We start from the raw sequence: 13,732 nt of genomic DNA on the forward strand, positions 1-13,732 counted from the left end.
GGGAACCGCCCGTGGGCGGCGGAATGCCTCAGTCGGCCGAAGCGACCGGCGAGCCGTCAGAGGATACCGCAAAGCGGGCGACGTTCGACTTGAGCCAGGGCGTGGAATCGACCGGCTGGCCGGCCCGCAGGATGCGTACTTCCGAGGCGTTGCCGATGACGACGCGGCCCAGCTGGCCTGCCGCGAACTGCTTGCGGTCGCCCGGCTTCATCAGCCCCTTCTCCAGCGTGCTGCCGTCGGGCGCATAGAACTGGACCCAGCTTTCGCCGTCGAATTCGAAGCTCAACGCCGCCGGCGCGGGCTTGGGCAGCGATGCCATCGACGCCACCACCGGCTCACGCGGCTTCGGCATCAGCTCGGCACCCTGCTGCTGTTGTTCCAGCTGGGCCTGCTGCTGCTCGGACACCGGCGACCGGGTGGCGACCATGTAGACCGGAATCGCCAGGCCCAGCGTCATCACGACGTAGACGATCTTGCTGCCGAGCTGGTTGAAGAAGCGTTCCCAGCCGGGCGTGTGTTCGTGGCTCACCAGCTCGACCGGCCGAACCGGCGCGATGTCGGCTTCGGCCAGCAGTGCCTCGGCGTTGACGCCCAGCAGGCGCGCGTAGCTGCGCAGCTGGCCGCGCACGAAGACCGGGGCACCCAGCTTCGACCAGTCCCCGCTTTCCAGCGCGGTGAGCACCTTCACCTGCATGCGCGACTGCGTGCTGGCCTGCTCAAGGCTCCAGCCGGCGTTTTCGCGGGCCATGCGCAGGCGCTGGCCGCAGGCCTGCTGGTTGTCGGGAGTCTGGGCACTCGTCATGACGTTCATTGACCGGGGAACGGGGGATTGGATGTCGGAAATTCAGCCTGCAGGCGTTGCCGATACAGGGCCGCGGCGCGGCTGTCACCCAGCCGCGTTTCAATCTGTGATGCGGTAGACAGCACGCTGGCGGTGACCGGGGGAATGGCGATGCGACGCTCGATGAAGGCGCGTGCCTCCATCGCCTGCCCCTGCTTGAGCGACAGGCCGGCCAGCGATTCGAGCGCGAGCGGATTCTGCGGATCGAGACCGATGGCCTGGCGCAGATAGGGTTCGGCGCGGGTGTCCAGGCCGCCACGCAGCGCGCAGGTGCCGGCATTGGCCAGGCTGCCCGCACGCTCCTCGCCGGACTGCGACTGGGCGGCGTAATCGAAATAGCGCAGGGCTTCCACGGTATTGCCCTGGTTGCACAGCCAGGCACCGTAATTGGAGGCTTCCGACGGGCGGCCCTGCGACAGCTCGGCGGCTTTCTTGAACCAGCCGCCCGCTTCCTGCGACCGGCCGGCACGCTCGGCGATGATGCCCATCAGGGTGTGCGCGTCGACCGACTGCGGATCGGCCTTGAGCGCAACCCGGGCGCCCTTCTCGGCGGCCGCGATGTCGCCCTGCTCGAAGGCAGCGGAGGCGGCGGAAATCTGCTGCTGTGCGGAGATGCGGGCCCGCACCGCCGGGCTGTCGTGCGCCACGACCGGCTGGCGCACCTGTTCGACTTCCATCTTGCTCAGGTTGGGCTTGATGAAGGTGAGGCGGTTGCAGCCCGCACTGGCGCACAGGGCCAGCACGATGCAGAGACCCGGCAGGAGACGGTCAAGCCGCGGCATCGACATCTCCCTGTTGCTGGAGGCGCTTGGCGTGCTCGGCCTGACGGCGGGTACGGTCGAGGACCTGACCCTTGAGCTGGCCACAGGCGGCATCGATGTCGTCGCCGCGCGTGCGGCGGACCGGCGCGACCAGCCCGGCGTTGTTCAGCACCTTCTGGAAGGCGCGGATGTCCTCGGCGCTGGAGCGTGCATAGCGCGTGCCGGGGAACGGGTTGAACGGAATCAGGTTGACCTTGGCGGCATCGCTCATCTGCACGCGGCGGTCGAAATCGCGCATCAGCGCGGCCAGCGCGCGGGCGTGCTCGGGTTTGTCGTTGACGCCCTTCATCAGCGTGTATTCGAACGTCACCGACTCGCCCTTCTTGCGCAGCGCGTAGCGCACGCAGGCGTCCATCAGGGTTTCGATGTCGTACTTCTTGTTGAGCGGCACCAGCTCGTTGCGCAGCTCGTCGAACGGCGCGTGCAGCGACACCGCCAGCGACACGTCGCTCTCCACGGCGAGGCGGTCGATCATCGGCACCAGGCCGGCGGTCGACAGGGTGACGCGCTTGTTGGCCAGCCCGTAGCCGAGGTCGTCGCGCATCACGCTCATCGCGCGCACGACGTTGTCGAAATTCATCAGCGGCTCGCCCATCCCCATCATCACCACGTTGGTGAGGCGGCGCTCGCGGTGCGGGACGTTGCCGAGGTGGCGGCCGGCCACCCACACCTGGCCGATGATCTCGGCGGTGGAGAGGTTGCGGTTGAAGCCCTGCGTCGCGGTCGAGCAGAACGTGCAGTTGAGCGCGCAGCCCACCTGTGAGGACACGCAGAGCGTGCCGCGGCCCTTGTCGGGGATGTAGACGGTCTCGATGGCGTTGCCGCCATCCATGCCGAGCAGCCACTTGTGGGTGCCGTCTTCCGAGCCCTTGTCGAACATGACGTTGGGCACGACGATCTGGGCATGCGTTTCGAGCTTGGCCCGCAGCGCCTTGCCCAGATCGGTCATTTCCTCAAAGGTGGTGACGTGGCGGTGGTGGATCCACTTCATCACCTGATGCGCGCGGAAGCGCTTTTCGTCGAGGGTCTCGACGAAAAAGCGCTCCAGACCTTCGCGGTCCAGCTCCAGCAGGTTCTGGCGCTGCGCTTCGTTCATGGCATCAGCGGCCGATGACGTCCGTGGCCGGGAAGAAGTACGCGATCTCGATCGCGGCGTTCTCCAGCGAGTCGGAACCGTGCACGGCGTTGGCGTCGATGGAGTCCGCGAAGTCGGCGCGGATGGTGCCGGCGGCCGCTTCCTTCGGGTTGGTGGCGCCCATCAGCTCGCGGTTCTTCAGCACCGCGCCCTCGCCTTCCAGCACCTGGATCATCACCGGGCCGGAGATCATGAAGTTGACCAGCGCGCCGAAGAACGGACGCTCGCGGTGGACCGCGTAGAAGCCTTCGGCTTCCTGCTTGGACAGCTGCTTCATCTTCGAGGCCACGACCTTCAGGCCGTTCTTCTCGAAACGCGAGTAGATCTCGCCGATAACGTTCTTGGCGACGGCGTCGGGCTTGATGATGGAAAGGGTGCGCTCCTGCGCCATGGGGTTCTCCGGTTTGCTTGGGCCACGGGCAGACGCCCGCGTACGGGTGGGAGCCAATTCCGCGCAAAATCGCGGGTTTAGCGGGACTATTGACCGAATAGTCTAACGAATGCTTGACGCGGCGTACACAGCCCGGTTAAGCCGCGCGGGTGCCGCCACGCGTCGGCGGACGCTTGACGACCCGCCCCCGGATGCGGCAAAGTCAATCAATCGTTTGAATCAGGCATTGCATGGCATGAGCACCGCCCAGTTCAGCACCAAGGACCGCATCCTCAACGCCGCCGAGGGCCTGTTCGCGCAACAGGGCTTTGCCGGCACCTCGCTGCGCGAGGTCACCAGCCGCGCGGACGTCAACATCGCGGCGGTCAACTACCACTTCGGCAGCAAGGAAAACCTCATCAACGAGGTCTTCCGCCGCCGCATGGACGAGATGAGCGACGCGCGGATTTCCCTGCTGGAACAGGCGGTTGCCGAGCATCCCGGCGCCATCGAGCCGATCCTGCGCGCCTTCGTCATCCCGGCGCTGGCGGTCAGCCACGACCGTGGCGGCGGCGTCGCCTTCATCCGCGTCATCGCCCGTGCCTATGCCGAGAAGAACGACAGCCTGCGCGCCTTCCTGTCGGCCCGCTATGGCCATGTGCTGCGCGATTTCGCCAAGGCGCTGGCCACCTGCCTGCCGGGCCTGGGCAAGGAGCAGCTGTACTGGCGGCTGGACTTCATTTCCGGTGCGCTGACCTATGCCATGGCCGACTTCGGCGCGATCAAGCGGCCCAGCGGCGTGTCCGAGGAAACCCACCAGCGCCGCGCCGCCGACGAACTGATCGCCTTCGCCGCCGCCGGCCTGAAGGCCGAACCCTGATTTCCCTCCCGATCGGCGACGCCGGCCGGGCCATCTCTTTTCCGTGGAGCCAGACATGACCGAAAAACTCCTGATCCGTCGCGTCGCCGTGCTGGGCGCGGGCGTGATGGGCGCGCAGATCGCCGCCCAGCTCGTCAACGCCGGCATCGACACCGTGCTGTTCGACCTGCCCGCCAAGGAGGGTGATCCCAACGGCGTGGTGCAGAAGGCCATCGCCAACCTGGGCAAGCTCTCGCCCGCCCCGCTCGGCAGCAGGCAGCTGGCCGAGGCCATCGTGCCGGCCAACTACGAGACCGGCCTGAAGGAGCTGGAAAGCTGCGACCTGATCATCGAGGCCATCGCAGAGCGCATGGACTGGAAGCAGGACCTGTACAAGAAGATCGCCCCGCACGTGCCGAAGCACGCGGTGCTGGCTTCAAACACCTCGGGCCTGGGCATCAACAAGCTGTCCGACGTGCTGCCGGAAGAACTGCGCCACCGTTTCTGCGGCGTGCATTTCTTCAACCCGCCGCGCTACATGTACCTGGTCGAGCTGATCCCCACCCGCCACACCGAAGGCTGGGTGATGGAAGGGCTGGAAAGCTTCCTGACCACCTATGTCGGCAAGGGCGTGGTGATCGCGCGTGACACGCCGAACTTCATCGGCAACCGCATCGGCGTGTTCTCGATCCTCGCCACCATGCACCACACCGCGCAGTCCAAGCTCGGCTTCGACACGGTGGACGCGCTGACCGGCCCGCTGCTGGGCCGCCCGAAGTCGGCCACCTATCGCACCGCCGATGTGGTCGGCCTGGACACCATGGCCCACGTCATCAAGACCATGGCCGACACCCTGCCCGACGACCCGTGGCACCAGTATTTCACCGCCCCGGCCTGGCTGCAGGCGCTGGTGGAGAAAGGCGCGCTGGGCCAGAAGACCGGCGCCGGCATCTTCCGCAAGGTCGGCAAGGACATCATGGTGGTGGATGTCGCGAAGGGGGATTACGTCGCCTCCAACATGGAAGCCGACCCGGAAGTCGTGGCGATCCTGAAGGAACGCGACCCGGCCAGGAAGTTCGCCGCGCTGCGTGCCAGTGCGCATCCGCAGGCGCAGTTCCTGTGGGCGATCTTCCGCGACCTGTTCCATTACGCCGCCTACCACCTGAAGGACATCGCCGAGACCGCGCGCGACGTCGACCTGGCCATCCGCTGGGGCTATGGCTGGAAGCTCGGTCCGTTCGAGACCTGGCAGGCCGCCGGCTGGAAGCAGGTGGCGGAATGGATCGCCGAGGACATCGCCGCCGGCAAGGCCATGAGCGATGCGCCGCTGCCGGCCTGGGTGCTGTCGCGTGATGGCATGTACGCCGCCGATGGCAGCTACAGCCCGACGCAGGACAAGGACATCGCCCGCTCCGCCCTGCCCGTCTACCAGCGCCAGCGCTTCCCCGACCCGATGCTGGGCGAGAAGTTCGCGCAGGGCACGACGGTCTGGGAAAACGAAGGCGTGCGCCTGTGGGCCGACGACGGCGACGACATCGCCGTGGTCAGCTTCAAGACCAAGCTGCACACCGTGAACGACCAGGTGCTCAACGGCCTGCAGGAAGCGATCGCCATCGCCGAAAAGCAGTTCAAGGGCCTGGTGATCTGGCAGGCGGCCGAGCCGTTCTCCGCAGGCGCCGACTTGGCCGGTGCGCTCGGCCTGCTGAAGGAAGGCAAGGTCGATGCGTTCGAGGCGATGGTCGCCAACTTCCAGAAGACCAGCCAGGCGATCAAGTATTCGCTGGTGCCGGTCGTCGCCGCCGTGCGCGGCCTGGCGTTGGGCGGTGGCTGCGAATTCCAGATGCATTCGGCCAAGACCGTCGCGCACCTGGAGAGCTACATCGGGCTGGTCGAGGCCGGCGTCGGCCTGTTGCCGGCGGGTGGCGGCCTGAAGGAATTCGCCGTGCGCGCCTCGCAGGCCGCAGGCCCGAACGGGGATGTCTTCGCCGAACTCAAGAAGGTCTTCGAGACCGTGGCGATGGCGAAGGTCTCGGCCTCGGCGCTCGAAGCCAAGGAACTCGGCCTGCTGCGCCCGAACGACCGCGTGGTAATGAACGCCTACGAGCTGCTGGTCGTGGCCAAGGCCGAAGCCAAGGCGATGGCCGAAGCCGGTTACCGCCCGCCGCTGCCCGCGCGCAATGTCCGCGTGGCCGGCGACGTCGGCATCGCCACCTTCCGCATGCTGCTGGTGAACATGCTGGAAGGCCGCTTCATCAGCCCCTACGACGACGAGATCGCACGCCGCATCGCCACCATCCTCTGCGGCGGCGAAGTGGACCGCGGCGCCACCGTTGACGAGGACTGGCTGATCCGCCTGGAACGCAAGCATTTCGTGGAACTGGCGCAGCAGGAGAAGACCCAGGCCCGCATCGAGCACATGCTCAAGACCGGCAAGCCGCTGCGCAACTGACCTCGCGACGAGACAAGGACAAGACCATGAGCAAGCAAGTACAAGAGGCCTATATCGTCGCCGCCACCCGCACCCCGGTGGGCAAGGCGCCGAAGGGCATGTTCCGCAACACCCGCCCCGACGACATGCTGGCGCACGTGCTGAAAGCCGTCGTCGCGCAGGCGCCGGGCATCGACCTTTCGCGCATCGACGACGCCATCATCGGCTGCGCGATGCCGGAAGCCGAGCAAGGCATGAACGTGGCGCGCATCGGCGTGCTGCTGGCCGGCCTGCCGAACACGGTCGCCGCGCAGACGGTCAACCGTTTCTGCTCGTCCGGCCTGCAGGCGGTCGCGATGGCCGCCGACCAGATCCGCCTCGGCAATGCCGACCTGATGCTGGCCGGCGGCACCGAGTCGATGTCGATGGTGCCGATGATGGGCAACAAGGTCGCGTTGTCGCCGTCGGTGTTCAAGGACGACCACGTGGCCATCGCCTACGGCATGGGCATCACCGCCGAGAAGGTGGCCGAAGAGTGGAAGGTCAGCCGCGAGGACCAGGACGCGTTCGCCGTCGCCTCGCACGAGAAGGCGCTGGCCGCCATCGCCGCCGGCGAGTTCAAGGACGAGATCACCCCCTACGACATCGTCAGTCATGTGCCCGACCTGTCCGATGGCAGCCGCATCCTGACCCGCGAGAAGATCGCCGATACCGACGAAGGCCCGCGCCCCGGTACCAGCATGGAAACCCTGGCGAAACTCAAGCCGGTGTTCCGCAACGGACAATTCGGCGGCACGGTCACCGCGGGCAACAGCTCGCAGATGAGCGATGGCGCCGCCGCGGTGCTGCTGGCCTCCGAGCAGGCGATCAAGGATTACGGACTGACGCCCCTCGCCCGCTTCGTCAGCTTCTCGGTGGCCGGCGTGCGCCCGGAAGTGATGGGCATCGGACCGATCGCCGCGATCCCGAAGGCGCTCAAGCAGGCCGGCCTGACCCAGGACCAGATCGACTGGATCGAGCTCAACGAAGCCTTCGCCGCACAGGCGTTGGCGGTTATCCGCGACAGCAAGCTGGACCCGTCCAAGGTCAACCCGCTCGGCGGCGCCATCGCGCTCGGCCACCCGCTGGGCGCGACCGGTGCCATCCGCACCGCGACCATCGTCCACGGCCTGCGTCGCCGCCAGCAGAAATACGGCCTGGTGACGATGTGCATCGGCACCGGCATGGGCGCGGCCGGCGTGTTCGAAGCGCTCTGATCGAAGCTGCCATCTGGAAATGAAAAAGGGCCGGAATTTCCGGCCCTTTTTGTTGCTCGATTTTCGACCGCAGGCTTACATACCTTCCTGCCGCAGCATCTTCCCGCGCACGGCCATGGCCTGCACCGCCGCCTCACGGGCCTGTTCGCGCTCCTTGGCGGTCATGCAGTTGGTTTCCGGGCGGTTGCTGCCCAGCTTGTGCTCGCGACGGCAAACCACCCGGTCCTCGCGCTTGCCGGTCACGATGCCGTGGATGACTTCAAGCGAATTGAAGGCGGCAATCCGGTCGCGCGACTGCAGTTCGTCGATTGTCTGCTTGCCGGACAACAGGCCCCGGACCTTCTCCTTGTGCTTGGCGAGATCCAGCTTGTCCTTCTCGCTCAAGGCGGCCAGGCGCGGGTCGTTCGCGGCCAAGGCGGTGTCGATGCTGTCCAGGTTTTCGATGATGGCCGGCACGCTCGTGGTCTCGACGCGCGCGTCTTGGCCCATGGCCATCACAGGCACGGCCATCATGGCCAGGCCGACGCCCAGAATGAGCGCATTGAGATGTTTCGACATTGCAGGTCCCGATGGTTTCCAGTGAGAGCTCTCTATATCACGACAAAAGCGCCTGATGAACCCTCAGGTTTCCACCACGCCCAATTCATCCAGCGCCGACTGCATCATCTGCCGGGCCGGACCACTCAGCTGTTCATGGTCGAGGGCGTAACGCAGCGTCGCCTCGATCAGGCCGAGGTGGGTGCCGCAGTCGAACCGGGTGCCATGGAAGCGGAAGGCATCCACCGCCTCGTGCCCCAACAGCGTGGCGATGGCGTCGGTGAGCTGGATTTCGCCGCCGGCGCCGCGCGGCGTCTGTTCAAGCAGCCCGAAGATCGCAGGTGACAGGACGTAGCGCCCCACCACGGCCAGCGTGCTGGGTGCCGTCTCGGGTGACGGCTTTTCGACGATGGCCTTGATCTGCCCTGCCTGTCCGGTGAAATCCGGCGCATCCACGATGCCGTAGCTGCTGGTCTGCGCGCGCGGCACGTCCTGCACGGCGATGACGCTGGATGCGTTCGCCTGCGCGTGTTCGGCCATCTGCTTCAGGGCGCCGTCGCCCCGGCTCCAGATCAGGTCATCCGGCAACAGCACCGCGAAAGGCTCGTCACCCACGACCTCTTTCGCACAGAGCACGGCATGCCCCAGGCCGAGTGCCTCGGACTGGGTGATGAAGATGGCGCGTACGCCCTCCGGCAGCACATGGCGGATCAGTTCAAGCTGGCGGGTCTTGCCGGCACTCTCAAGCTTCTGCTCAAGTTCGTAGGCCTTGTCGAAGTAGTCGGCCACCGCGTGCTTGTAGCGGTTGGTGATGAAGATCAGGGTGTCGCAGCCGGCTTCGATCGCTTCATCCACCGCGTACTGGATCAGCGGCTTGTCGACGATCGGCAGCATCTCCTTCGGCACGGTTTTGGTGGCGGGAAGGAAGCGCGTTCCGAGCCCGGCGACCGGGAAGACCGCCTTGCGGATGGGTTTGCCCTGCATGCTCAGCTCCTGCGGCCGCGACCACGACGGCCCGGGAACGGCACGATAACCGCCGGGCTGTCAGACGACACGCTTTCGGATGGGGAAAATTCGGGGACCGCTTCCTGCAGCAGATCGGCGAGCGTGTCCTCGTCATACGAGGCTACGGCAGCCTGGATGCCATCAAACGACCGGGCGATGGCGACGGCATCCAGCGGGCGCATCTCGCCACTCAGGATCTTGGGATGATTGGTGTGGCGATAACCCTCGTCCGCATGGAAGAGGGTTTCGTGCAGCTTCTCGCCCGGCCGCAGACCCGTATAGACGATGGCCACATCCTTGCCAGGCTGCTTGCCGGCCAGCCGGATCATCTGCTCGGCCAGGTGGCGGATCGCCACCGGCTCTCCCATGTCGAGGGTATAGACCGCATCGTGCGCGCCCATCGCCGAAGCCTGCAGGATCAGCTGGCAGGCCTCGGGGATCGTCATGAAGTAACGCGTCACATCGGGATCGGTGACCGTCACCGGCCCGCCCAAGCGGATCTGCTCGCGGAACAGCGGCACCACGCTGCCTGCTGAATCGAGCACGTTGCCGAAGCGCACGGTCACGAAGTCGGTTTCGCCACGCGTCGCATGAAGCTGGCAGGCGAGTTCCGCCAGGCGCTTGCTCGCACCCAGCACATTGACCGGGTCCACCGCCTTGTCGGTTGAGATCAATACGAAGGTGCCGACGCCTGCCTCGACCGCTGCCTTGGCGACGACATGGGTGGCCAGCGCGTTGTTACGCAGGCCTTCGCGCAATTGGTCTTCAAGCACCGGCACCTGCTTGTAGGCGGCGGCGTGGAAGACGGCCTGCACCGGATACCGTGACAAGGCATGCGCCACGACGGCCGGATCGCCACAGTCGCCGAGTAACGGGTAGCAGGAGAGGGTCGGGAAATCGCGCGCCAGTTCCTGCTGCATCCGCATCAGCGAGAGTTCGTCCTGCTCGATCAGGGTCAGGTGCGTTGCGCCGTTGCGGGCGCACTGGCGGCACAGTTCGGAACCGATGGAACCACCGGCACCGGTCACCATGACACTGCGACCACCGAGCCAGCCACGGATGGCCTGCCAATCCGGTGGTACCGGATCACGGCCCAGCAGATCTTCGATGGCGACTTCCTTCAGTTCGCCAGGCAGCGAACGGCCGCTCAGGACATCCTGAATCTTCGGCACCATGCGGAACGGCAGGCCGGTCGATTCGCAGATGGTGATGATGCGCTGCATCTGGTCGGCGCTGATCGACGGCATCGCGATCACGATGAGGCGGGCCGCCGTCTCGCGGGCGATTTCCCCCGCATCCTCGATCTTACCCAATACCGGCACGCCATGGACTTCGGTGCCGCGCAGGCTGGGCGCGTCATCCAGCACGCCCACCGGCGAATAATTTCCAGAGCGCAGCAGGTCGCGGATCAATGCCTCGCCGGCTCGCCCCGCCCCCATGATCAGGATGCGGACGGACGACTCGCGCCTGCGGTCAAACGTGCTGTCCTTCCACGCGCGATACAGCAGTCGCGGCATGCCGAGGAGCGACACGATCGCGATCGGATACAGCACCAGAACGCCTCGCGGCACGCCCAGCAGCCTGTTGTAGAGAAACAGGCCGATGACGATGCCCAGCAGGCCCACCAGCCCAGCTTTCAACAAGTTGGCGAGATCGGGGACACTGGCGAAGCGCCACAGTCCGCGATAGAGACCGACCTTCCAGAACACCAGGCCTTGGACGCCCAGCACGATCGCCAGCTGCATGTAATCGAATGAAGGCAGGCCACCTTCGGCAAGCATGCTGTAGCGGAGCCAGTGCAGGCCCCACCACGCGAACGCGACCATCAACAGGTCGTGGCTGACCACGAGCAGGCGTGGCAGCATCGCGCTCCATCGTTCACGCAGATCCAGCTTCATTCCCTGCTCCGGTGGGCTGCCTTGTCCGTGGCGGAAGTGCGCGACATCCACCACATGATAACAAGCGCGATATACCACGCGGCCAGCGCAGTCAGGATGAAAGAAATTTTCACATCGCGAAGGGCCAGTGCGATCAGGCATCCCAGGCATGTCAGACCCGCGTAGCCCATCGTGACGAGCACATGCGAACCCCAGCGCCGGGCCAATAGTTGATAGGTATGCGTGGAATGCGCCTGCCACCAGCGTTCGCGTCGCCAGATACGCCGCAGCAGGGTCATGCCCGCATCGACCAAGAACGGCGCCAGTGCGAACAGCAGCAACCATCCCTGCACGATGCTTTCCGCCGCAGCCCGGGTCCACAGCCATGCCAGCGCGAGGCCCAGCACGCCGCTGCCGACATCCCCCATGAAGATGCGCGCCTTCGGGAAGTTCCAGGCCAGGAACCCCAGCGATGCGCCCGCGAGCACCAGGCAGACGCCCTGCCATGCCCCGGTCAGCAACATCGCGCCGCACAGGGCGACCAGCATCGCCTGCGAGGCCGCGATGCCATCGATCCCGTCCATGAAGTTCCAGAAGTTGATGAGGACGGCGGCCAGCGCCATCCCCAACAGGCTGGCCGATACCCCCCACCCCGCCGACCAGCCGGCCAGGCCGATGCAGGCCGCGGCCAGCAGATGCACAGCCAGCCGCACAACAACCGGTAGCGGACGATGGTCGTCCCACCAGCCAACGCCGCCGACCAAGGCGATGGACAGCGCCGCCAGCAACAAGGGCATGGCGTCGGGCGCATGGGTCGCGGCCAGCGCCACCAGCAGCATCAACATCACCAGCACCATGGCGATGCCGCCGCCGCGTGGCGTGGCTACAACATGATTGCGTCGCTCACCGGGCTGGTCGAGCAGGTTCCGTCGAAGCGCGTAGCGACGCGCGAGCGCCGTGCCGATCCAGGTGGCGGCCAGCGCCACGCAGAACCACGCCCACATCGGCATGCTCACACCACCGCGTAATTCAGCAGCGGCTTGACCGTGCCCCAAGCCCGGCAACTCGGGCACTGCCAGTGGTGCGAACGCGCCCCGAAGCCGCACTGGGTGCAGCGATAACTCGGGTTACGCACCAGCAGCTGGTCGGTGATGTGGCCCAGGTCGTGCAGGGTCGCCATCGGGTCGGTGCCTTCGTTCAAGGTCAACTCGATCAATGCCGCCTCGCCGCGCACGGACGGCCGGTCCTTGAGCTGCTTGGCCAGGTATTGGCGCGCGGCATGCACGCCCTCCTCGCGCTCGGCCAGCCGGGTCAGCGCCAAGACGGGCGCGACGCCGCGGTAGTGCTCAGTCATCTCGGTCAGGAAGCGCTTGGCGCCGGCCAGATCGCCGACCTTCTCGTAACTGTCGAGCAGCGTCGGCAGCACTTCCGGCAGGTAATCGCTGTCGTGACGCGCGGCGCGTTCGAAGGCCTTGATCGCGGCATCGTGGTTGCCGGCGATGGCTTCGATCCGCCCTTCGATCATCCCCGGGCGCACGGCATTGGAATCCGCCGCATAAGCACGGGCGATGGCTGCGCGGGCGGCTTCGACATCCCCGGCGGCGCGATGACGCTCGGCCAGCTCGCATTCGAACATCGCGATCAACTCGCCCATCGGCGTGCCGGTCGCTTCCTCGAAGCGTTGCGCGTTCTCGATGGCGCGGTTCCAGTCGCGCTCGGACTGGAAGATGTCGATGAGGTGGCGAAGTGCCTGCGGCGCGCGCTGGTCGATGGCGGCGAGTTCGGTGAACACGGTTTCGGCGCGATCCAGCAGGCCGGACTTCATGTAGTCCTCGCCCAAGGCCAGCAGTGCCTGCACGCGTTGCGCGTCGGTCAGGTCCTTGCGTTCGACCAGACCCTGATGGAGCCGGATGGCGCGATCCACCTCGCCACGCCGCCGGAACAGATGCCCGAGCGCGACCTGGGTCTCGAAGGTTTCCTTGTCCAGTTCCGCGATGTGCAGGAACAGCTCGATTGCCTTGTCGGGCTGCTCGTTCAGCAGGTAATTGAGGCCACGGAAATACGTGGTGGAGAGCTTGCTGACCTGGTTGTCGCTATGGCGTTCGCCACCACGGCGGCCCACCACCCAGCCCATCACGGCCGCCGCGGGCAGCAGCAGGACGAACCAGAACCATTGCTCTACGAAAGCCATCCGGCATGTTAACCATTAAGCCGATGCGCGGGTACCCGCGCGGCGTCAGCCCTCTTCGGGAAGCGGGGTCACGTCGTTGACGCGCTCGCGCAGTTCCTTTCCAGGCTTGAAGTGCGGGACATGCTTGCCGGCCAATGCGACGGCATCACCGGTCTTGGGGTTGCGGCCGGTACGTGGCGGCCGGTAATGCAGGGAGAAGCTGCCGAACCCACGCACCTCGATGCGCCCGCCGCTGGCGAGGCTTGCGCTCATCATCTCCAGCAGGGTCCTGACGGCCATCTCGACATCCTCGTTCTTGAGGTGGCGCTGGCGCTGTCCGAGGATTTCGATGAGTTCCGACTTGGTCATTCCGTGGGCTCTTGAACCACCGTGCCGCCATCGGCACAGGCGGACCGCGGCGGACGGCCCGGGG

13 protein-coding genes are annotated in these 13,732 nt (G+C 66.2%); 3 read left to right on the forward strand and 10 right to left on the reverse strand.

The features are described from left to right. Nucleotides 1–28 precede the first annotated feature (28 nt). From DCD74_RS04325 to ndk, 4 genes are read right to left on the reverse strand one after another with little or no spacing between them, the layout of a single operon-like run. The gene (locus DCD74_RS04325; RefSeq protein WP_237049651.1) at nt 29–802 is read right to left on the reverse strand and encodes a helix-turn-helix domain-containing protein; all 774 of its coding nucleotides are present in this window, start codon (nt 800–802) and stop codon (nt 29–31) included. Nucleotides 803–807: 5 nt separating this feature from the next. Next, nucleotides 808–1,623: a tetratricopeptide repeat protein gene (locus DCD74_RS04330; RefSeq protein ID WP_162615894.1), complete on the reverse strand. Its 816-nt coding sequence runs from the start codon at nt 1,621–1,623 to the stop codon at nt 808–810. After that, the gene (gene rlmN / locus DCD74_RS04335; protein WP_112926240.1) at nt 1,610–2,758 is read right to left on the reverse strand and encodes a 23S rRNA (adenine(2503)-C(2))-methyltransferase RlmN; all 1,149 of its coding nucleotides are present in this window, start codon (nt 2,756–2,758) and stop codon (nt 1,610–1,612) included. Before rlmN ends, DCD74_RS04330 begins: the two co-directional genes overlap by 14 nt. Nucleotides 2,759–2,762: 4 nt before the next feature. After that, nucleotides 2,763–3,188, reverse strand: a complete 426-nt coding sequence (ndk, locus tag DCD74_RS04340) for a nucleoside-diphosphate kinase (protein ID WP_112926241.1) — start codon at nt 3,186–3,188, stop codon at nt 2,763–2,765. A gap of 235 nt (nt 3,189–3,423) precedes the next feature. Between ndk and DCD74_RS04345 the strand changes: the two genes are divergently transcribed. The 3 genes from DCD74_RS04345 to DCD74_RS04355 are packed head-to-tail and all read left to right on the forward strand — an operon-like array spanning nt 3,424 to nt 7,710. Then, the gene (locus tag DCD74_RS04345) at nt 3,424–4,047 is read left to right on the forward strand and encodes a TetR/AcrR family transcriptional regulator (RefSeq protein WP_112926242.1); all 624 of its coding nucleotides are present in this window, start codon (nt 3,424–3,426) and stop codon (nt 4,045–4,047) included. 55 nt (nt 4,048–4,102) lie between these two features. Beyond that, the gene (locus tag DCD74_RS04350; protein ID WP_112926243.1) at nt 4,103–6,475 is read left to right on the forward strand and encodes a 3-hydroxyacyl-CoA dehydrogenase/enoyl-CoA hydratase family protein; all 2,373 of its coding nucleotides are present in this window, start codon (nt 4,103–4,105) and stop codon (nt 6,473–6,475) included. Between the two features lie 26 nt (nt 6,476–6,501). Then, nucleotides 6,502–7,710 carry an acetyl-CoA C-acyltransferase gene (locus DCD74_RS04355; RefSeq protein ID WP_112926244.1) on the forward strand — a complete coding sequence of 403 codons (1,209 nt, stop codon included), beginning with the start codon at nt 6,502–6,504 and terminating at the stop codon, nt 7,708–7,710. A 75-nt stretch (nt 7,711–7,785) separates the two neighbouring features. Here the strand turns inward: DCD74_RS04355 and DCD74_RS04360 are convergent, their stop codons facing one another. The 6 genes from DCD74_RS04360 to DCD74_RS04385 form a co-directional block, all read right to left on the reverse strand. Continuing rightward, entirely contained in the window at nt 7,786–8,268 is a 483-nt protein-coding gene (locus DCD74_RS04360; protein WP_112926245.1) for a hypothetical protein, read from the reverse strand. A 63-nt stretch (nt 8,269–8,331) separates the two neighbouring features. Next, a complete protein-coding gene (gene galU, locus DCD74_RS04365) occupies nt 8,332–9,231 on the reverse strand; it encodes a UTP--glucose-1-phosphate uridylyltransferase GalU (RefSeq protein ID WP_112926246.1) in 900 nt (299 codons plus the stop codon). 2 nt (nt 9,232–9,233) lie between these two features. Beyond that, entirely contained in the window at nt 9,234–11,150 is a 1,917-nt protein-coding gene (locus DCD74_RS04370; protein ID WP_237049652.1) for a polysaccharide biosynthesis protein, read from the reverse strand. Beyond that, entirely contained in the window at nt 11,147–12,139 is a 993-nt protein-coding gene (locus DCD74_RS04375; protein WP_112926247.1) for an MraY family glycosyltransferase, read from the reverse strand. The genes DCD74_RS04370 and DCD74_RS04375 overlap by 4 nt, the downstream gene beginning before the upstream one ends. Nucleotides 12,140–12,141: 2 nt before the next feature. Beyond that, nucleotides 12,142–13,320, reverse strand: coding sequence for a lipopolysaccharide assembly protein LapB (lapB, locus tag DCD74_RS04380; RefSeq protein ID WP_112926248.1), 1,179 nt, complete (start codon nt 13,318–13,320; stop codon nt 12,142–12,144). Nucleotides 13,321–13,365: 45 nt separating this feature from the next. Then, a complete protein-coding gene (locus DCD74_RS04385) occupies nt 13,366–13,668 on the reverse strand; it encodes an integration host factor subunit beta (RefSeq protein WP_112926249.1) in 303 nt (100 codons plus the stop codon). Nucleotides 13,669–13,732: the final 64 nt, after the last annotated feature.

The sequence above is a fragment of the Lysobacter oculi genome (assembly GCF_003293695.1).
In the GTDB taxonomy this organism is placed as follows: Bacteria; Pseudomonadota; Gammaproteobacteria; order Xanthomonadales; family Xanthomonadaceae; genus Solilutibacter; species Solilutibacter oculi.

Coding starts and splice junctions, on each gene's coding strand:
- DCD74_RS04325 (WP_237049651.1), bottom strand. CDS start 802: ATGACGAGTGCCCAGACTCCCGACAACCAGCAGGCCTGCGGCCAGCGC.
- DCD74_RS04330 (WP_162615894.1), bottom strand. CDS start 1,623: ATGCCGCGGCTTGACCGTCTCCTGCCGGGTCTCTGCATCGTGCTGGCC.
- rlmN (WP_112926240.1), bottom strand. CDS start 2,758: ATGAACGAAGCGCAGCGCCAGAACCTGCTGGAGCTGGACCGCGAAGGT.
- ndk (WP_112926241.1), bottom strand. CDS start 3,188: ATGGCGCAGGAGCGCACCCTTTCCATCATCAAGCCCGACGCCGTCGCC.
- DCD74_RS04345 (WP_112926242.1), top strand. CDS start 3,424: ATGAGCACCGCCCAGTTCAGCACCAAGGACCGCATCCTCAACGCCGCC.
- DCD74_RS04350 (WP_112926243.1), top strand. CDS start 4,103: ATGACCGAAAAACTCCTGATCCGTCGCGTCGCCGTGCTGGGCGCGGGC.
- DCD74_RS04355 (WP_112926244.1), top strand. CDS start 6,502: ATGAGCAAGCAAGTACAAGAGGCCTATATCGTCGCCGCCACCCGCACC.
- DCD74_RS04360 (WP_112926245.1), bottom strand. CDS start 8,268: ATGTCGAAACATCTCAATGCGCTCATTCTGGGCGTCGGCCTGGCCATG.
- galU (WP_112926246.1), bottom strand. CDS start 9,231: ATGCAGGGCAAACCCATCCGCAAGGCGGTCTTCCCGGTCGCCGGGCTC.
- DCD74_RS04370 (WP_237049652.1), bottom strand. CDS start 11,150: ATGAAGCTGGATCTGCGTGAACGATGGAGCGCGATGCTGCCACGCCTG.
- DCD74_RS04375 (WP_112926247.1), bottom strand. CDS start 12,139: ATGCCGATGTGGGCGTGGTTCTGCGTGGCGCTGGCCGCCACCTGGATC.
- lapB (WP_112926248.1), bottom strand. CDS start 13,320: ATGGCTTTCGTAGAGCAATGGTTCTGGTTCGTCCTGCTGCTGCCCGCG.
- DCD74_RS04385 (WP_112926249.1), bottom strand. CDS start 13,668: ATGACCAAGTCGGAACTCATCGAAATCCTCGGACAGCGCCAGCGCCAC.